14 protein-coding genes and 1 tRNA gene are annotated in these 17,295 nt (G+C 67.4%); 14 read left to right on the top strand and 1 reads right to left on the bottom strand.

Annotation, left to right across the window (positions count from 1 at the left end; genetic code table 11):
• Nucleotides 1-2: 2 nt before the first annotated feature.
• Nucleotides 3-1,241: a pyridoxal phosphate-dependent aminotransferase gene (locus H180DRAFT_RS11595; RefSeq protein WP_055485986.1), complete on the bottom strand. Its 1,239-nt coding sequence runs from the start codon at nucleotides 1,239-1,241 to the stop codon at nucleotides 3-5.
• Nucleotides 1,242-1,417: 176 nt separating this feature from the next.
• Here H180DRAFT_RS11595 and H180DRAFT_RS11590 point away from each other — a divergent pair.
• From H180DRAFT_RS11590 to rpsG, 14 genes are all read left to right on the top strand, one after another.
• Nucleotides 1,418-1,490 (top strand) — tRNA-Trp (locus H180DRAFT_RS11590).
• A gap of 118 nt (nucleotides 1,491-1,608) precedes the next feature.
• Nucleotides 1,609-1,881 (top strand): preprotein translocase subunit SecE, encoded by a 273-nt coding sequence (gene secE / locus H180DRAFT_RS11585; RefSeq protein ID WP_254665987.1) that lies wholly within the window; start codon nucleotides 1,609-1,611, stop codon nucleotides 1,879-1,881.
• Between the two features lie 71 nt (nucleotides 1,882-1,952).
• Nucleotides 1,953-2,801: a transcription termination/antitermination protein NusG gene (gene nusG / locus H180DRAFT_RS11580; RefSeq protein WP_055485922.1), complete on the top strand. Its 849-nt coding sequence runs from the start codon at nucleotides 1,953-1,955 to the stop codon at nucleotides 2,799-2,801.
• Nucleotides 2,802-3,070: 269 nt separating this feature from the next.
• A complete protein-coding gene (locus H180DRAFT_RS11575; protein WP_055485921.1) occupies nucleotides 3,071-3,499 on the top strand; it encodes a GNAT family N-acetyltransferase in 429 nt (142 codons plus the stop codon).
• A 302-nt stretch (nucleotides 3,500-3,801) separates the two neighbouring features.
• Nucleotides 3,802-4,236 (top strand): 50S ribosomal protein L11, encoded by a 435-nt coding sequence (gene rplK, locus H180DRAFT_RS11570; RefSeq protein WP_055485920.1) that lies wholly within the window; start codon nucleotides 3,802-3,804, stop codon nucleotides 4,234-4,236.
• 100 nt (nucleotides 4,237-4,336) lie between these two features.
• Nucleotides 4,337-5,059, top strand: a complete 723-nt coding sequence (gene rplA, locus H180DRAFT_RS11565; protein WP_055485919.1) for a 50S ribosomal protein L1 — start codon at nucleotides 4,337-4,339, stop codon at nucleotides 5,057-5,059.
• 151 nt (nucleotides 5,060-5,210) lie between these two features.
• Nucleotides 5,211-6,107, top strand: a complete 897-nt coding sequence (locus H180DRAFT_RS11560; RefSeq protein ID WP_055485918.1) for an SCO4651 family lipoprotein — start codon at nucleotides 5,211-5,213, stop codon at nucleotides 6,105-6,107.
• Nucleotides 6,108-6,401: 294 nt separating this feature from the next.
• Nucleotides 6,402-6,941, top strand: a complete 540-nt coding sequence (gene rplJ, locus H180DRAFT_RS11555; RefSeq protein ID WP_055485917.1) for a 50S ribosomal protein L10 — start codon at nucleotides 6,402-6,404, stop codon at nucleotides 6,939-6,941.
• A gap of 117 nt (nucleotides 6,942-7,058) precedes the next feature.
• Nucleotides 7,059-7,448, top strand: a complete 390-nt coding sequence (rplL, locus tag H180DRAFT_RS11550) for a 50S ribosomal protein L7/L12 (protein ID WP_055485916.1) — start codon at nucleotides 7,059-7,061, stop codon at nucleotides 7,446-7,448.
• Nucleotides 7,449-7,965: 517 nt separating this feature from the next.
• A complete protein-coding gene (gene rpoB / locus H180DRAFT_RS11545; RefSeq protein ID WP_055485915.1) occupies nucleotides 7,966-11,451 on the top strand; it encodes a DNA-directed RNA polymerase subunit beta in 3,486 nt (1,161 codons plus the stop codon).
• Between the two features lie 125 nt (nucleotides 11,452-11,576).
• Entirely contained in the window at nucleotides 11,577-15,476 is a 3,900-nt protein-coding gene (locus H180DRAFT_RS11540; protein WP_055485914.1) for a DNA-directed RNA polymerase subunit beta', read from the top strand.
• Between the two features lie 88 nt (nucleotides 15,477-15,564).
• Entirely contained in the window at nucleotides 15,565-16,098 is a 534-nt protein-coding gene (locus H180DRAFT_RS11535; RefSeq protein WP_055485985.1) for a DUF1707 and DUF4190 domain-containing protein, read from the top strand.
• A 317-nt stretch (nucleotides 16,099-16,415) separates the two neighbouring features.
• The gene (gene rpsL / locus H180DRAFT_RS11530) at nucleotides 16,416-16,787 is read left to right on the top strand and encodes a 30S ribosomal protein S12 (RefSeq protein WP_003948652.1); all 372 of its coding nucleotides are present in this window, start codon (nucleotides 16,416-16,418) and stop codon (nucleotides 16,785-16,787) included.
• Between the two features lie 2 nt (nucleotides 16,788-16,789).
• Complete coding sequence (rpsG, locus tag H180DRAFT_RS11525; protein WP_028433241.1) at nucleotides 16,790-17,260, top strand: 30S ribosomal protein S7; 471 nt, start codon at nucleotides 16,790-16,792, stop codon at nucleotides 17,258-17,260.
• The last annotated feature ends 35 nt before the right edge of the window (nucleotides 17,261-17,295 follow it).

The following is a 17,295-nucleotide window of genomic DNA, read 5'->3' as shown; positions in this document are numbered from 1 at the left end:
TCTCAGTCGCGCGCCTCGCCCAGCAGCTTCTGCATGCGCGAGACGCCCTCGGCGAGGTCCTCGTCGCCGAGCGCGTAGGACAGCCGCAGGTAGCCGGGGGTGCCGAACGCCTCGCCCGGCACGACCGCGACCTCCGCCTCCTCGAGGATCAGTTCCGCCAGCTCGACGCTCGTCGCCGGGCGCCTGCCGCGGATCTCCTTGCCGAGCAGGCCCTTCACGGAGGGGTAGGCGTAGAAGGCGCCCTCCGGCTCGGGGCAGACGACGCCTTCGATCTCGTTCAGCATCCGCACGATCGTGCGGCGCCGGCGGTCGAAGGCCGTGCGCATCTCCGCGACCGCGTCGAGGCTGCCGGAGACCGCGGCGGCGGCGGCCACCTGCGAGACGTTGCTGACGTTGGAAGTGGCGTGCGACTGCAGGTTCGTCGCGGCCTTCACGACGTCCTTCGGGCCGATGATCCAGCCGACGCGCCAGCCCGTCATCGCGTAGGTCTTGGCGACCCCGTTGACGACGACGCACTTGTCGCGCAGCTCGGGAACGACCGCGGGGAGAGAGGTGAAGGAGGCGTCCCCGTAGACGAGATGCTCGTAGATCTCGTCCGTCATGACCCAGAGCCCGTGCTCCACGGCCCACTTGCCGACGGCCTCGACCTGTGCGTGCGGGTAGACGGCGCCGGTGGGGTTGGAGGGGGAGACGAAGACGACCATCTTCGTCCGTTCTGTGCGCGCTGCCTCCAACTGCTCGATGCTGACGAGGTAGTTGGTCGTCTCGTCGGCGACGACGGGCACGGGCACGCCGCCCGCCAGCCTGATCGACTCGGGGTAGGTGGTCCAGTACGGCGCCGGGACGATGACCTCGTCGCCCGGGTCGAGGACAGCGGCGAAGGACTCGTAGATCGCCTGCTTGCCGCCGTTGGTGACCAGCACCTGCGCGGGGTCGATCTCGTAACCGGAATCGCGCAGGGTCTTCTCGGCGATTGCGGTCTTCAGTTCGGGGAGGCCACCGGCCGGTGTGTACCGGTGATTCCTCGTGTCGCGGCAAGCTTCTGCCGCCGCGTCCACGATGTAGTCGGGCGTCGGGAAGTCCGGCTCGCCCGCGCCGAAGCCGATCACCGGACGCCCGGCGGCCTTGAGGGCCTTCGCCTTGGCGTCGACGGCGAGCGTCGCGGACTCGGAGATCGACCCGACACGGGCCGATACACGTCGTTCGGTGGGTGACTGTGCAGGTGGCGTTGCAGCGCTCATGGAGGCATGGTCCCAGACGGCACCGGCCCCCGGCACCGGGGAGTGCGTGCCTGGGCGCCTTACGTGTTCGACGCCCGGGCGGGGACCACGTACACTCACACGTCGTCGGTCCCCGGCCCATCGCCCGGTGCAATCAACGAGCAGTCGTTCCGATGGGGTAAGTTGGGGAATCACAAAGGGTCGTAGCTCAATTGGAAGAGCACTGGTCTCCAAAACCAGCGGTTGGGGGTTCGAGTCCCTCCGGCCCTGCTCCACACACCGCCGAGCGGCGTGTGAGTGCTTGCGTACGTACTGAAATGCACCGCTGTGCGGCCGGGCCGGATGCCGCACGGCATCGACCCGGATCAGGTGAGGACGAGTGACGGAGATCACGGATACCACCCAGGTCCCAGAGCCCGGCGGATCGTCGGAGGGCGGCAAGCCCCGTCGCGGGGGCAAGCGAGGCAAGAAGGGCCCCTTCGGCCGACTCGCCCTGTTCTACCGGCAGATCGTCGCGGAGCTCCGCAAGGTCGTCTGGCCCACCCGGCATCAGCTGTCGACGTACACCTCCGTGGTGATTGTCTTCGTTGTCATCATGATCGCTTTCGTGACCGTGATTGACTACGGGTTCACCCAGGCCGTCAAGTACGTTTTCGGCTGAGCCCGCGAAGGCACCGCAGCGCGGCGCTGTGCGTATGTTCGAACCCATGAAGCCAGGAAGAAGCAGTCACCGTGTCTGATCCCAACCTGAACGATGCCGTCGAGCCCGGCGAGGGCGACGACACCGCACGCGACATCGTCGAGGCAGCGGACGACGCGGACCAGGCGGCCGAGGCCGAGGCCGCCGCCGGTGAACCGGCGGAGGAAGCCGCGCTCCACGTCGAGTCGGACCAGGTCGCTGAGACCGCCGAGGACGCCGCCGCGCAGGAGGCCGACGAGGTCGAACCGGAGACCGAGGACCCCGTCGCCGCACTCCGCGACGAGCTTCGGCTCCTCCCCGGCGAGTGGTACGTGATCCACACCTACGCGGGCTACGAGAACCGCGTGAAGACGAACCTCGAGCAGCGCGCAGTATCGCTCAACGTCGAGGACTACATCTTCCAGGCCGAGGTGCCGCAGGAAGAGGTCGTCCAGATCAAGAACGGCGACCGCCGCACGGTCCGGCAGAACAAGCTCCCCGGCTACGTCCTGGTGCGCATGGACCTCACCAACGAGTCCTGGGGCGTCGTCCGTAACACTCCTGGCGTCACGGGCTTCGTCGGCAACGCCTACGACCCCTACCCGCTGACCCTCGACGAGATCGTCAAGATGCTCGCGCCGGAGGCCGAGGAGAAGGCCGCCAAGGCCGCGGTCGCCGAGGAGGAGGGCAAGCCCGCGGGCGGCCCGGGCCGCAAGGTCGAAGTCCAGGTGCTGGACTTCGAGGTCGGCGACTCGGTCACCGTCACCGACGGCCCGTTCGCCACGCTCCAGGCGACGATCAACGAGATCAACCCCGACTCCAAGAAGGTCAAGGGCCTCGTCGAGATCTTCGGCCGCGAGACGCCGGTCGAGCTGAGCTTCGACCAGATCCAGAAGAACTAGGCCTTCAGCGCTCCGAAAGAGCCCCTGGCCAGCGGCTTTCCGTTGGGCGGGGGCTCTCGCGTTGCACCTCGCCCGCGCCACGCTCGTGCCAGGTTGGCCAGGTCGGCCAGGAGCCAGGAGCCATGGGCCAGTCGCGGTGATCACAGAAGGATGCCCAGTGCACGGCAGCTCAGAGCCGCTGAGAGAATGCCGCAGTGATCACGGCGCATGACTGCACAGCTTCGAGCTCCAACCTCCCAGCGACGCTGACAAGGGTGGCGCGTGAGCACATGGCTGGTCTGACGCAGTTCCTCAGCGACGTTGATCTCACGCTGAGCGGCCTCGACTCACCTGCCGTCCGCCTGTGGATCGATCGAAACCAGGACGGCTCGATCACCGGCAGCACCGGGTACGAGCTCAGCACCGACGGACGTCATGCGCTCATCCGCAGCGTTGCTGTGCATCCCGATGCGCGACGATCCAACTACGGGACCGCCCTCGCGCTCTTCGCTCTGAACGCGGCAGCCGCCGAAGGCGCCGGGCGCGCCTGGCTGTTCAGCCGGCGCTCAGGGCTGTTCTGGCAAAAGCTCGGCTTCATCCCCGCAGACCGCCGCGAACTCGCCGCCGCCCTGGCCGGCACTCATCAGGTGCGCCTGTTCACAGGAACAGGGCAACTCGACCGTGAAGTTGCGTGGACCCGTCCGCTTGAGAGTGAGTGACGACCGGCGTGACCGAGGTCTGCGCCGCTCAAGACGACCAGGCCGCACCCCGGACCCGCACTGAGGCGCACTGGGGCGCGGTGAGGCGCGTCGAGGACCAGAGGTTCGCCTCGGGCTGTTGCGACAGGCCGGGAGACTGCCGAGGGCTGCGGCCGGCACCGGCCCTGTGCCCGGCCGCCCGCCGCGGCCCTCTGAGCAGCCGGTTTCAGGCCGCACCGCCGCACCCGCTATCGTGGTGCGGTATGCCTTCATCCGCTCGAGGGTGGAGGCGAATCACCTCTCACTAAAGACCCGGAGAGAGCATGCCTCCCAAGAAGAAGAAGGTCGCGGGGCTGATCAAGCTCCAGATCCAGGCCGGCGCCGCCAACCCGGCACCGCCGGTCGGCCCGGCACTGGGCCAGCACGGCGTCAACATCATGGAGTTCTGCAAGGCCTACAACGCGGCGACCGAGTCGCAGCGCGGCTGGGTCATCCCCGTGGAGATCACGGTCTACGAGGACCGCTCCTTCACCTTCATCACCAAGACGCCGCCGGCGTCGAAGATGATCCTGAAGGCAGCGGGCGTGGAGAAGGGCTCCGGCACTCCGCACACGACCAAGGTCGCGAAGATCACGCGTGATCAGGTCCGGGAGATCGCCACGACGAAGATGCCCGACCTGAACGCCAACGACCTGGACCAGGCCGAGAAGATCATCGCCGGCACCGCCCGTTCCATGGGCGTCACCGTCGAGAGCTGACCGGCCCGTCCCTCCCGTGGAAGGGCCCGCGCAGGCCCGTACCACGACTCCGAAACCGCCGTGCGGTCACAGCCGCACGACGCCACTGTCAGGAGCAGAAGTGAAGCGCAGCAAGTACTTCCGCGAGGCGGATGCCAAGATCGACCGGGAGCGTCTGTACGCCCCGCTCGAGGCGGTGCGTCTCGCCAAGGAGACCAGCACCAAGAAGTTCGACGCGACCGTCGAGGTCGCCCTGCGTCTGGGCGTCGACCCGCGCAAGGCCGACCAGATGGTGCGCGGCACCGTGAACCTGCCGCACGGCACCGGCAAGACCGCCCGGGTCCTGGTCTTCGCGACCGGTGACCGTGCAGCAGCCGCGGAGGCCGCGGGAGCCGACATCGTCGGCGGTGACGAGCTGATCGAGGAGGTCGCAGGCGGTCGTCTGGACTTCGACGCCGTCGTCGCCACCCCGGACCTGATGGGCAAGGTCGGCCGCCTCGGCCGCGTGCTCGGTCCGCGTGGTCTGATGCCGAACCCGAAGACCGGCACCGTCACGCCCGACGTGACCAAGGCCGTCAACGACATCAAGGGCGGCAAGATCGAGTTCCGCGTCGACAAGCACGCCAACCTCCACTTCATCATCGGCAAGGCGTCCTTCGACGACACGCAGCTCGTCGAGAACTACGCCGCGGCGATCGAGGAGGTCCAGCGGCTGAAGCCGTCGGCGGCCAAGGGCCGGTACGTGAAGAAGACGTCCATCGCCACCACGATGGGCCCCGGCATCCCTGTCGACCCCAACCGCACCCGCAACCTCCTCACCGAGGAGGACCCCGCCGCCGTCTGAGCGCCACGCTCGGACCCGCGCGGGCCGCACTGGACACCGGGCCCCGTCCTCCCCGGAGGGCGGGGCCCGGTGCTGCGTTGCGCGGGGCGCACCCGCCCGGGATAAGGTCCTGTGCGTACTGCTCAACAAGTGGAAAAACTGGGGGAATCAGATGCGTCATGCCCGAATCGCCATGATGGCGGCAGGAGTTGTGATGGCGGCCGGTCTCACTGCCTGCAGCGGCGGCTCCGGTGGTACGGACGCCGGCGGCGGCGCCAAGGACGAAGAGGGCCTCTCGCCGGCCCAGATGGCCATCGGCGAGCTGGAGCAGGCGTCGAAGAGCACCGAGGCGAAGCAGTCCGCGAAGGTGGAGGGCGACCAGACGCAGGGCACTCCGCAGGGCGAGATCTCCACGAAGACCGAGGGCTCGCTCGACTGGTCCGGCGGCGGCACGACCGCCGAGATGACCGTCACGCAGCAGGGCGCCGGCGCGAGTGCCCTTCCGACGAGCGGCAAGGCGATGCCCGCCCGCTACACCGAGGACGCCATGTACGTGAACCTCGGTGACCAGTTCGCCTCCACGGCCGGCAAGGGCAAGCACTGGATGAAGTACGACTACGACAGGCTCGCGAAGCAGGGGGGTCCGTCGGGCGCGCTGGTCAAGGACCAGATGCAGAACAACAACCCTGCCCGCTCGGTCGATCTGCTCCTGGCCAGCGGCAAGGTGAAGAAGGTGGGCTCCGAGACCGTCAAGGGCAAGAAGACCGAGCACTACAGCGGCACCGTCGAGGTCGCCGAACTGGCCCGTATGCAGTCCAAGAAGCTCACTGAGAAGGAACTGGACCAGCTCGCCGACCAGCTCGAGCAGCAGGGCTTCAAGACCGAGAAGGTCGACGTCTGGATCGACGGCGACCACCTGCTCGTGAAGAAGCAGGAGCGGGCAAAGGGCAAGAACGGCGACCTGGACTCCACGGTCTACTACTCGGACTACGGCACCGATGTCTCCGTGGAGGCACCGCCCGCGTCCGACACGGTCGCCTTCGAGGACGCGCTGCCCGGCCGAAGCTGAGCGCAGACCGGCGGGTCTTCGGACGGCCCCCTCCGGCACCGGATTTGGTGCAGGAGGGGGCCGTCGCGTAATCTCGTACGAAGCCAAAGACCGCTGGTCGTCGTCGTGCTCACCCAAGAGGCACGTCGGCCGAAGGATCCGCTAGCTGCGGGCGACCCGCGTAGGTGATGAGGAAAGCTCCCGGGGAGATGTATGTCGTCCCGGTCGAGCCACGCCCCATGCGCCTGCGCAGGGGCGTTTCGTCGTTCCAGCCCCTTCCGAGCGGTCTCATCACCCGGAAGGAGGCCGAGGCTCATGGCGAGGGAACAAGTCGCGCCCGACAAGATCGCCGCCGTTGAGGAGATCACGAACAAGTTCCGTGACTCCAACGCCGCAGTGGTCACCGCGTACACGGGGCTTTCGGTTGCCCAGCTCAGGGAGCTGCGCCGTTCGCTCGGTGAGGACGCCCAGTACCGCGTGGTGAAGAACACGCTGACCAAGATCGCGGCCAACGAGGCCGGGATCAACGAGCTCGACGAGTTCTTCACGGGCTCGTCGGCCGTCGCCTTCGTCACCGGTGACCCGGTCGCGGCGGCGAAGGGTCTTCGTGACTTCGCCAAGGACAACCCTGCCCTCGTGGTCAAGGGCGGCATCGTCGACGGCGCGCTCTACAGCGCCGCCGACCTGAACAAGCTCGCGGCGCTCGAATCCCGCGAGGTGCTGCTCGCCAAGCTGGCCGGCGGCATGAAGGCGTCGATGGCGAAGGCCGCGGCGACCTTCCAGGCCCCGCTGACGAAGTTCGCCCGTACCGCGGACGCGCTGCGCAGCAAGGTCGAGCAGGGCGGTGCCGAGTAATTCGGCTCCCGCCGAGGCCGGGCAGGCACGCGCGCCCGGTCGCAGCGGGCTCGGAGTCTGACGAACCCGTCGATACATACACACGGCACCAGCCGGACTAGTGGAAGGACCGCCACCATGGCGAAGCTCAGCCAGGACGAGCTGCTCGAGCAGTTCAGTGACATGACCCTCATCGAGCTCTCCGAGTTCGTGAAGGCGTTCGAGGAGAAGTTCGACGTCGAGGCCGCCGCCCCGGCCGCCGTCGCCGTTGCCGCCCCGGGTCAGGGCGGCGGCGCCGCCGAGGAGGCCGAGGAGCAGGACGAGTTCGACGTCGTCCTCACCGGCGCCGGCGACAAGAAGATCCAGGTCATCAAGGTCGTGCGCGAGCTGACCTCGCTGGGTCTGAAGGAGGCCAAGGAGCTCGTGGACAGCACCCCGAAGCCCGTCCTCGAGAAGGTCGCGAAGGACGCCGCGGAGAAGGCGAAGGAGTCCCTCGAGGGCGCCGGCGCCTCCGTCGAGGTCAAGTGATCACCGGGGTCTCATGACCCCTCAGCCAGGGGCGATCACCCAGCCGGGTGGTCGCCCTTCGGCGTCTCTGAAGCGGTTCCGTCCCCCCTCGGAACCGGCCGGTATCGTGATCTCCGCCGCCGAGGGGCCCTTGACGAACGCCACTCAGCACGTAATTCTCTGGACGCGCCGTTCGCATCGATCCGGGTTCCGAGGCATGGATCGAGAACGAAGCGGGAAGTGTTGCGGCAAGCCCGTTCCGTCCTGACGTACCGAGGCCGTCCGGACGGGCCGCGGCGGAGATGAACAACTAGGGGGCCCTCCCGGAGGGAACGAAGGACAGGGTCCTCCCGGAGGAGAGATTGCCACCGGCTGGAGGCGGAGACCGGGACCGTACCCGGTCCCGGAAATCTGCTCTGGACATCAGTGGGCCTTGAGGCTACACTGACCCTTTGCGCTGCCTGTTAGCTGCTCCCTGCCCGTCGCCAGGGGCACCGGTATGCGCGCAGAGAGTCCGAGCCCTCGGAAGGACCCCCTCTTGGCCGCCTCGCGCACTGCCTCGACTGCCAATTCGAACAACGGCGCCAGCACCGCCCCGCTGCGTATCTCTTTCGCGAAGATCAAGGAACCTCTCGAGGTTCCCAACCTCCTTGCCCTCCAGACCGAGAGCTTCGACTGGCTGCTCGGCAACGAGGCCTGGAAGTCCCGGGTCGAGGCGGCGCTGGAGAGCGGAAACGACGTCCCGACGAAGTCCGGTCTGGAAGAGATCTTCGAGGAGATCTCCCCCATCGAGGACTTCTCCGGATCGATGTCGCTGACCTTCCGCGACCACCGCTTCGAGCCCCCCAAGAACTCGATCGACGAGTGCAAGGAGCGCGACTTCACGTACGCGGCTCCGCTCTTCGTCACCGCTGAATTCACCAACAACGAGACCGGCGAGATCAAGTCCCAGACCGTCTTCATGGGCGACTTCCCGCTCATGACGGACAAGGGCACTTTTGTGATCAACGGCACCGAGCGTGTCGTGGTCTCGCAGCTCGTCCGCTCGCCCGGTGTCTACTTCGACAGCTCCATCGACAAGACCTCCGACAAGGACATCTACTCCGCCAAGATCATCCCGTCCCGGGGTGCCTGGCTGGAGATGGAGGTCGACAAGCGCGACATGGTCGGCGTGCGCATCGACCGCAAGCGCAAGCAGTCGGTGACGGTGCTCCTCAAGGCGCTCGGCTGGACGAACGAGCAGATCCTCGAGGAGTTCGGCCAGTACGAGTCGATGCGCGCCACCCTGGAGAAGGACCACACCCAGGGGCAGGACGACGCGCTGCTCGACATCTACCGCAAGCTGCGTCCGGGCGAGCCGCCGACGCGTGAGGCCGCGCAGACGCTGCTGGAGAATCTGTACTTCAACCCGAAGCGGTACGACCTGGCCAAGGTCGGCCGGTACAAGATCAACAAGAAGCTCGGCGGCGACGAGCCGCTGGACTCGGGCGTGCTCACCACGGCCGACGTCATCGCCACGATCAAGTACCTGGTCAAGCTGCACGCGGGGGAGACCGAGTCGACCTCGGCCGAGGGCGACGAGATCGTCATCGAGACCGACGACATCGACCACTTCGGCAACCGCCGCCTGCGCAACGTCGGCGAGCTGATCCAGAACCAGGTCCGTACGGGTCTGGCGCGCATGGAGCGGGTCGTCCGTGAGCGGATGACGACGCAGGACGTCGAGGCGATCACGCCGCAGACGCTGATCAACATCCGGCCGGTCGTCGCCTCCATCAAGGAGTTCTTCGGCACCAGCCAGCTGTCTCAGTTCATGGACCAGACGAACCCGATCTCGGGTCTCACCCACAAGCGCCGTCTCTCGGCGCTGGGTCCCGGCGGTCTGAGCCGTGAGCGTGCCGGCTTCGAGGTCCGTGACGTGCACCCCTCGCACTACGGCCGCATGTGCCCGATCGAGACGCCCGAAGGCCCGAACATCGGTCTGATCGGTTCGCTCGCCTCTTACGGACGTGTGAACGCGTTCGGCTTCGTCGAGACGCCGTACCGCAAGGTGGTCGACGGTGTCGTCACCGACGAGGTGCACTACCTGACGGCCGACGAGGAGGACCGCTTCGTCATCGCCCAGGCGAACGCGCCGCTCACCGAGCAGATGCGCTTCGCCGAGGACCGGGTGCTCATCCGCCGCCGTGGCGGTGAGGTCGACCTGATCCCGGGTGACGACGTGGACTACATGGACGTCTCGCCGCGCCAGATGGTGTCGGTCGCCACGGCCATGATCCCCTTCCTCGAGCACGACGACGCCAACCGCGCGCTGATGGGGTCGAACATGATGCGGCAGGCCGTGCCGCTCATCAAGGCCGAGTCTCCGCTGGTCGGCACCGGTATGGAGTACCGCTGCGCGGTCGACGCCGGCGACGTCATCAAGGCCGAGAAGGACGGCGTCGTCCAGGAGGTCTCCGCCGACTACGTCACGGTGGCCAACGACGACGGCACCTACATCACGTACCGCGTCGCGAAGTTCACCCGCTCCAACCAGGGCACCTCCTTCAACCAGAAGGTGCTCGTGGACGAGGGCTCCCGAGTGATCGAGGGCCAGGTCCTGGCCGACGGCCCGTCCACCGACGAAGGTGAGATGGCGCTCGGCAAGAACCTGCTGGTCGCCTTCATGCCCTGGGAGGGCTACAACTACGAGGACGCGATCATCCTCAGCCAGCGCCTGGTGCAGGACGACGTCCTCTCCTCGATCCACATCGAGGAGCACGAGGTCGACGCCCGTGACACCAAGCTCGGCCCCGAGGAGATCACCCGGGACATCCCGAACGTCTCCGAGGAGGTCCTCGCAGACCTCGACGAGCGCGGCATCATCCGCATCGGTGCCGAGGTCGAGGCCGGAGACATCCTGGTCGGCAAGGTCACCCCGAAGGGTGAGACGGAGCTGACCCCGGAGGAGCGGCTGCTCCGCGCGATCTTCGGTGAGAAGGCCCGCGAGGTCCGTGACACCTCGCTGAAGGTGCCGCACGGCGAGACCGGCAAGGTCATCGGCGTGCGCGTCTTCGACCGCGAGGAGGGCGACGAACTGCCTCCCGGTGTGAACCAGCTGGTGCGCGTGTACGTGGCGCAGAAGCGGAAGATCACCGACGGTGACAAGCTCGCCGGCCGTCACGGCAACAAGGGCGTCATCTCCAAGATCCTCCCCGTCGAGGACATGCCGTTCCTCGAGGACGGCACGCCGGTCGACGTGATCCTCAACCCGCTGGGCGTCCCGTCCCGCATGAACCCGGGGCAGGTGCTGGAGATCCACCTGGGCTGGCTCGCCAGCCAGGGGTGGAACGTGGCCGAAATCGACGAGGAGTGGGCGCGGCGCCTCAAGCAGATCGGAGCCGACGAAGTCGCCTCCGGCACCAACGTGGCCACCCCGGTCTTCGACGGTGCGCGCGAGGACGAGATCGCCGGTCTCTTCCAGGCCACGGTCCCCAACAGGGACGGCGACCGGATGGTGCTGCCTTCGGGCAAGGCCCACCTGTTCGACGGCCGCTCCGGGGAGCCGTTCCCGGACCCGATCTCCGTCGGCTACATGTACATCCTCAAGCTGCACCACCTGGTCGACGACAAGCTCCACGCCCGCTCGACCGGCCCGTACAGCATGATCACCCAGCAGCCGCTGGGCGGTAAGGCACAGTTCGGTGGCCAGCGCTTCGGTGAGATGGAGGTGTGGGCCCTGGAGGCGTACGGCGCCGCGTACGCGCTGCAGGAGCTGCTCACCATCAAGTCCGACGATGTCACCGGCCGCGTGAAGGTCTACGAAGCCATCGTCAAGGGCGAGAACATCCCCGAGCCGGGCATCCCTGAGTCGTTCAAGGTGCTCATCAAGGAGATGCAGTCGCTCTGCCTCAACGTGGAGGTGCTGTCCTCGGACGGCATGTCCATCGAGATGCGTGACACGGACGAGGACGTCTTCCGCGCGGCGGAGGAGCTCGGTATCGACCTGTCCCGGCGCGAGCCGAGCAGCGTCGAAGAGGTCTGACGGGTCTGGCCGGGACGCGTTCGCCAGGCGTTCCGGCCTCCCCCTCGGCCCTGGGGGCCTGGAGGTGACCCTCCAAACCCCGCTCAGACCATTCATCGACACAACCCTGAGAGGGATTGACGAGAGTGCTCGACGTCAACTTCTTCGACGAACTGCGGATCGGCCTCGCCACCGCTGACGACATCCGTCAGTGGTCGCACGGTGAGGTCAAGAAGCCCGAGACCATCAACTACCGCACCCTCAAGCCCGAGAAGGACGGACTCTTCTGCGAGAAGATCTTCGGTCCGACGCGGGACTGGGAGTGCTACTGCGGCAAGTACAAGCGCGTCCGCTTCAAGGGCATCATCTGTGAGCGCTGCGGTGTCGAGGTCACCCGCGCCAAGGTGCGCCGTGAGCGGATGGGCCACATCGAGCTTGCCGCCCCCGTCACCCACATCTGGTACTTCAAGGGCGTTCCGTCGCGCCTGGGTTACCTGCTGGACCTCGCTCCGAAGGACCTGGAGAAGGTCATCTACTTCGCGGCGTACATGATCACGTACGTCGACGAGGAGCGCCGCACGCGCGACCTGCCGTCCCTGGAGGCGCACGTCGGCGTCGAGCGCCAGCAGATCGAGCAGCGCCGCGACGCCGACCTGGAGGCCCGCGCCAAGAAGCAGGAGTCCGACCTGGCCGAACTCGAGGCCGAGGGCGCCAAGGCGGACGTGCGTCGCAAGGTGCGCGAGGGCGCCGAGCGCGAGATGAAGCAGATCCGCGACCGCGCCCAGCGCGAGATCGACCGCCTCGACGAGGTGTGGTCCCGCTTCAAGAACCTCAAGGTCCAGGACCTGGAGGGTGACGAGCTGCTCTACCGTGAGCTGCGCGACCGCTTCGGGACCTACTTCGACGGCTCCATGGGTGCCGCTGCCCTGCAGAAGCGCCTGGAGACCTTCGACCTGGACGAGGAGGCGGAGCGGCTCCGCGAGATCATCCGCACCGGCAAGGGGCAGAAGAAGACCCGTGCGCTCAAGCGCCTCAAGGTCGTCTCCGCCTTCCTGCAGACCAGCAACAGCCCCAAGGGCATGGTGCTGGACTGCGTGCCGGTGATCCCGCCGGACCTGCGTCCGATGGTGCAGCTGGACGGTGGCCGCTTCGCGACCTCCGACCTGAACGACCTCTACCGCCGCGTCATCAACCGCAACAACCGCCTCAAGCGGCTTCTCGACCTCGGTGCGCCCGAGATCATCGTCAACAACGAGAAGCGGATGCTGCAGGAGGCCGTCGACGCGCTCTTCGACAACGGCCGCCGCGGCCGTCCCGTCACGGGTCCCGGCAACCGTCCGCTGAAGTCGCTGTCCGACATGCTCAAGGGCAAGCAGGGCCGCTTCCGGCAGAACCTGCTGGGCAAGCGCGTCGACTACTCGGCTCGTTCCGTGATCGTCGTCGGCCCGCAGCTCAAGCTGCACCAGTGCGGTCTGCCGAAGGCGATGGCGCTGGAGCTGTTCAAGCCGTTCGTGATGAAGCGCCTGGTGGACCTGAACCACGCGCAGAACATCAAGTCGGCGAAGCGCATGGTCGAGCGCGGCCGAACGGTCGTCTACGACGTGCTGGAAGAGGTCATCGCGGAGCACCCGGTTCTGCTGAACCGTGCGCCGACGCTGCACCGCCTCGGCATCCAGGCCTTCGAGCCGCAGCTGGTCGAGGGCAAGGCCATTCAGATCCACCCGCTCGTGTGCACCGCGTTCAACGCGGACTTCGACGGTGACCAGATGGCCGTGCACCTGCCGCTGTCCGCGGAGGCGCAGGCCGAGGCCCGCATCCTGATGCTGTCCTCGAACAACATCCTCAAGCCGGCCGACGGCCGGCCGGTGACCATGCCGACGCAGGACATGGTGCTCGGGCTGTTCTTCCTCACCACGACCGAGGAGCAGCGCGAGACCATCGGCGACGGCAGGTCGTTCAACTCGACCGCCGAAGCGATCATGGCGTTCGACGCCGGGGAGCTCTCGCTCCAGGCGGAGATCGACGTCCGCTTCCCGATCGGTTCCGTACCGCCGGCGGACTGGACGCCGCCGCTGCCCGAGCAGGGCGAGCCCGAGTGGCAGCCCGGCGACGGCTTCCGGCTGCGTACGACGCTGGGCCGCGCGCTCTTCAACGAGCTGCTGCCCGAGGAGTACCCGTACGTCGAGTACTCGGTCGGCAAGAAGGAGCTCTCCCAGATCGTCAACGACCTGGCCGAGCGCTACCCGAAGGTCACCGTGGCGGCGGCGCTGGACAACCTCAAGTCGGCCGGTTACTACTGGGCGACCCGCTCCGGCGTCACGATCGCCATCTCGGACGTCGTCGTCCCCGACGCGAAGCCGGAGATCATCGCCGGTTACGAGGCGCAGGACGAGAAGGTCCAGAAGCAGTACGAGCGCGGCCTGATCACCAAGGACGAGCGCACGCAGGAGCTCATCGCGATCTGGACCAAGGCGACCAACGAGGTCTCCGAGGCGATGAGCGACAACTTCCCGAAGACGAACCCGATCTTCATGATGGTCGACTCGGGCGCCCGAGGGAACATGATGCAGATGCGTCAGATCGCGGGTATGCGCGGTCTGGTGTCCAACGCGAAGAACGAGACCATCCCGCGGCCGATCAAGGCGTCGTTCCGTGAGGGTCTCTCCGTGCTGGAGTACTTCATCTCCACGCACGGTGCCCGTAAGGGTCTCGCGGACACCGCTCTGCGTACCGCCGACTCCGGTTACCTGACGCGTCGCCTCGTCGACGTCTCGCAGGACGTGATCATCCGCGAGGAGGACTGCGGCACCGACCGCGGCCTCAAGCTGGAGATCGCGGCCAAGGGCGCGGACGACGTGCTGCGCAAGGCCGGGGACGTGGAGACCAGCGTGTACGCGCGCTGCCTCGCCGAGGACATCGTCGTGGACGGCAAGGTGCTGGCCCCCGCCGGCACCGACCTGGGCGACGTGCTCATCGACGAGCTCGTGCGGCACGGCGTCGAGACGGTCAAGACCCGTTCCGTCCTCACCTGCGAGTCGGCGGTCGGCACCTGCGCCATGTGCTACGGGCGTTCGCTGGCCACCGGCAAGCTGGTCGACATCGGCGAGGCCGTCGGCATCATCGCGGCCCAGTCGATCGGTGAGCCCGGCACCCAGCTGACGATGCGCACCTTCCACACCGGTGGTGTGGCGGGCGACGACATCACGCAGGGTCTGCCGCGTGTGGTCGAGCTGTTCGAGGCCCGCACGCCCAAGGGCGTCGCGCCGATCTCGGAGTCGGCCGGCCGGGTCCGCATCGAGGAGACGGAGAAGACCAAGAAGGTCGTCGTCACTCCGGACGACGGCTCGGACGAGACCTCGTACGCGGTCAGCAAGCGCGCCAGGCTGCTGGTGGGCGAGGGCGACCACGTCACCGTCGGCCAGGCCCTCACGGTCGGTGCCACCAACCCGCACGACGTGCTGCGCATCCTCGGCCAGCGTGCGGTCCAGGTGCACCTGGTCGGCGAGGTCCAGAAGGTCTACAACTCGCAGGGCGTCTCGATCCACGACAAGCACATCGAGATCATCATCCGGCAGATGCTGCGCCGTGTGACGATCATCGAGTCCGGCGACGCCGAGCTGCTGCCGGGCGAACTGGTGGAGCGCACGAAGTTCGAGGGCGAGAACCGTCGCGTCGTGGCGGAAGGCGGCCACCCGGCCTCCGGCCGTCCGCAGCTTATGGGTATCACCAAGGCTTCGCTGGCCACCGAGTCGTGGCTGTCGGCGGCGTCCTTCCAGGAGACGACCAGGGTGCTCACGGACGCGGCGATCAACGCCAAGTCCGACTCCCTGATCGGCCTCAAGGAGAACGTCATCATCGGTAAGCTCATCCCGGCCGGTACGGGCCTGTCCCGCTACCGCAACATCCGGGTGGAGCCCACCGAGGAGGCCAAGGCCGCGATGTACTCGGCTGTCGGTTACGACGACATCGACTACTCGCCGTTCGGCACCGGCTCCGGCCAGGCGGTCCCGCTCGAGGACTACGACTACGGTCCGTACAACGCCTGACCTGAAGTCATAGCTCTGCTACAGAGGGCGGCCGTCCCTACCGGGGCGGTCGCCCTCTGGGCATGATGGCTCGAAGGGGGTGGTGCGGATGCTCGCGGGGAACGCCGACCGGGACAGGGCGGGAGACGTACTGAAGGCCGCTTACGCAGAGGGCCGGCTGACGAAGGACGAGTACGACTACCGCCTCGGCCGCGCCCTGGGCGCCCGCACGGTGGAGGAGCTCCAGCAGCTGACGAGCGATGTGCCCAACGGGCCCAGCGCCGTCCCTCCGACCTTTCAACGACCCTTCGCCCAGGGCCAGTTGATGCCTTTCCAGCCGCAGCCCCCCGTGCCGTACCCGGTGCCGCGCCGGCACAACAGCACGGCGGCCGCCGCACTGGTCTGCGGCATCGCGGCGCCCGTCCTCTCCCTGGTCACGACACCGCTGATGTGGGGGTTCGACGCCCCGTACCTGTTCTGGATCGGAGCGGCGCCGGGCGTCATCCTGGGTCACAAGGCGCGCCACGAGGTCCGCCGTACGGGAGAACGGGGCGAGGGCTCTGCGACGGCAGGTCTGCTCCTGAGTTGGATCTTCCTGGCACTCAGCGGACTGATGGCGATCCTCGTCGCGGCGTCGAACTGAGCGCGGCCCTTGCCGCAGTGTCCCGGCGGGCCTCCGAGCTGGGGCCGAGGGGGCCCGAGTGCCGCGTGGAGGCTTGTTTTGACCGGGGACGACGCGGTAGGTAGGCTCTGACCTTGTGCCTGGGGTGCCCCCTGCTCTCTCGTAAGCGATCAACGCTCGGGAACTGCGGGCGGCGGCACCGGATCTGCATGCTTCTCACCTGAGGGGCCCTTCGCCTTCGCGCGGGACTCTGCAGTTTTCGACACGCCCGACCTCGTGGGTCGGGAGAGTGGCCCAGGTTAGCTTCACCGAGACGGCACACAGAAACCGGAGAAATTGTGCCTACGATCCAGCAGCTGGTCCGCAAAGGCCGGCAGGACAAGGTCGAGAAGAACAAGACGCCCGCACTCGAGGGTTCCCCTCAGCGTCGCGGCGTCTGCACGCGTGTCTTCACCACCACCCCGAAGAAGCCGAACTCGGCCCTGCGTAAGGTCGCGCGTGTGCGTCTGACCAGCGGGATCGAGGTCACGGCCTACATCCCGGGTGAGGGCCACAACCTGCAGGAGCACTCCATCGTGCTCGTGCGCGGCGGCCGTGTGAAGGACCTGCCGGGTGTTCGCTACAAGATCATCCGCGGCTCCCTCGACACGCAGGGCGTCAAGAACCGCAAGCAGGCTCGCAGCCGCTACGGCGCCAAGAAGGAGAAGTAAGCATGCCTCGTAAGGGCCCCGCCCCGAAGCGCCCGGTCATCATCGACCCGGTCTACGGTTCTCCTCTGGTGACCTCCCTCATCAACAAGGTGCTGCTGAACGGCAAGCGTTCCACTGCGGAGCGCATCGTGTACGGCGCCATGGAGGGTCTGCGGGAGAAGACCGGCAACGACCCGGTCATCACCCTCAAGCGCGCGCTGGAGAACGTCAAGCCGACCCTCGAGGTCCGCTCGCGGCGCGTCGGTGGCGCCACCTACCAGGTTCCGGTCGAGGTCCGCCCCGGCCGTTCCTCCACGCTCGCGCTGCGCTGGATCGTGGGTTACTCCCGCGCCCGCCGCGAGAAGACCATGACCGAGCGCCTGCTGAACGAGCTGCTCGATGCCTCCAACGGGCTCGGCGCCGCCGTGAAGAAGCGTGAGGACACCCACAAGATGGCCGAGTCCAACAAGGCCTTCGCGCACTACCGCTGGTAGTCGCAGACCCCATCGAGACCGAGAGAAGACTGAAG

This window comes from Streptomyces sp. WMMB 322, assembly GCF_900090145.1.
Taxonomy (GTDB): Bacteria; Actinomycetota; Actinomycetes; order Streptomycetales; family Streptomycetaceae; genus Streptomyces.
This window is presented reverse-complemented; position numbering and strand designations above follow the sequence as displayed.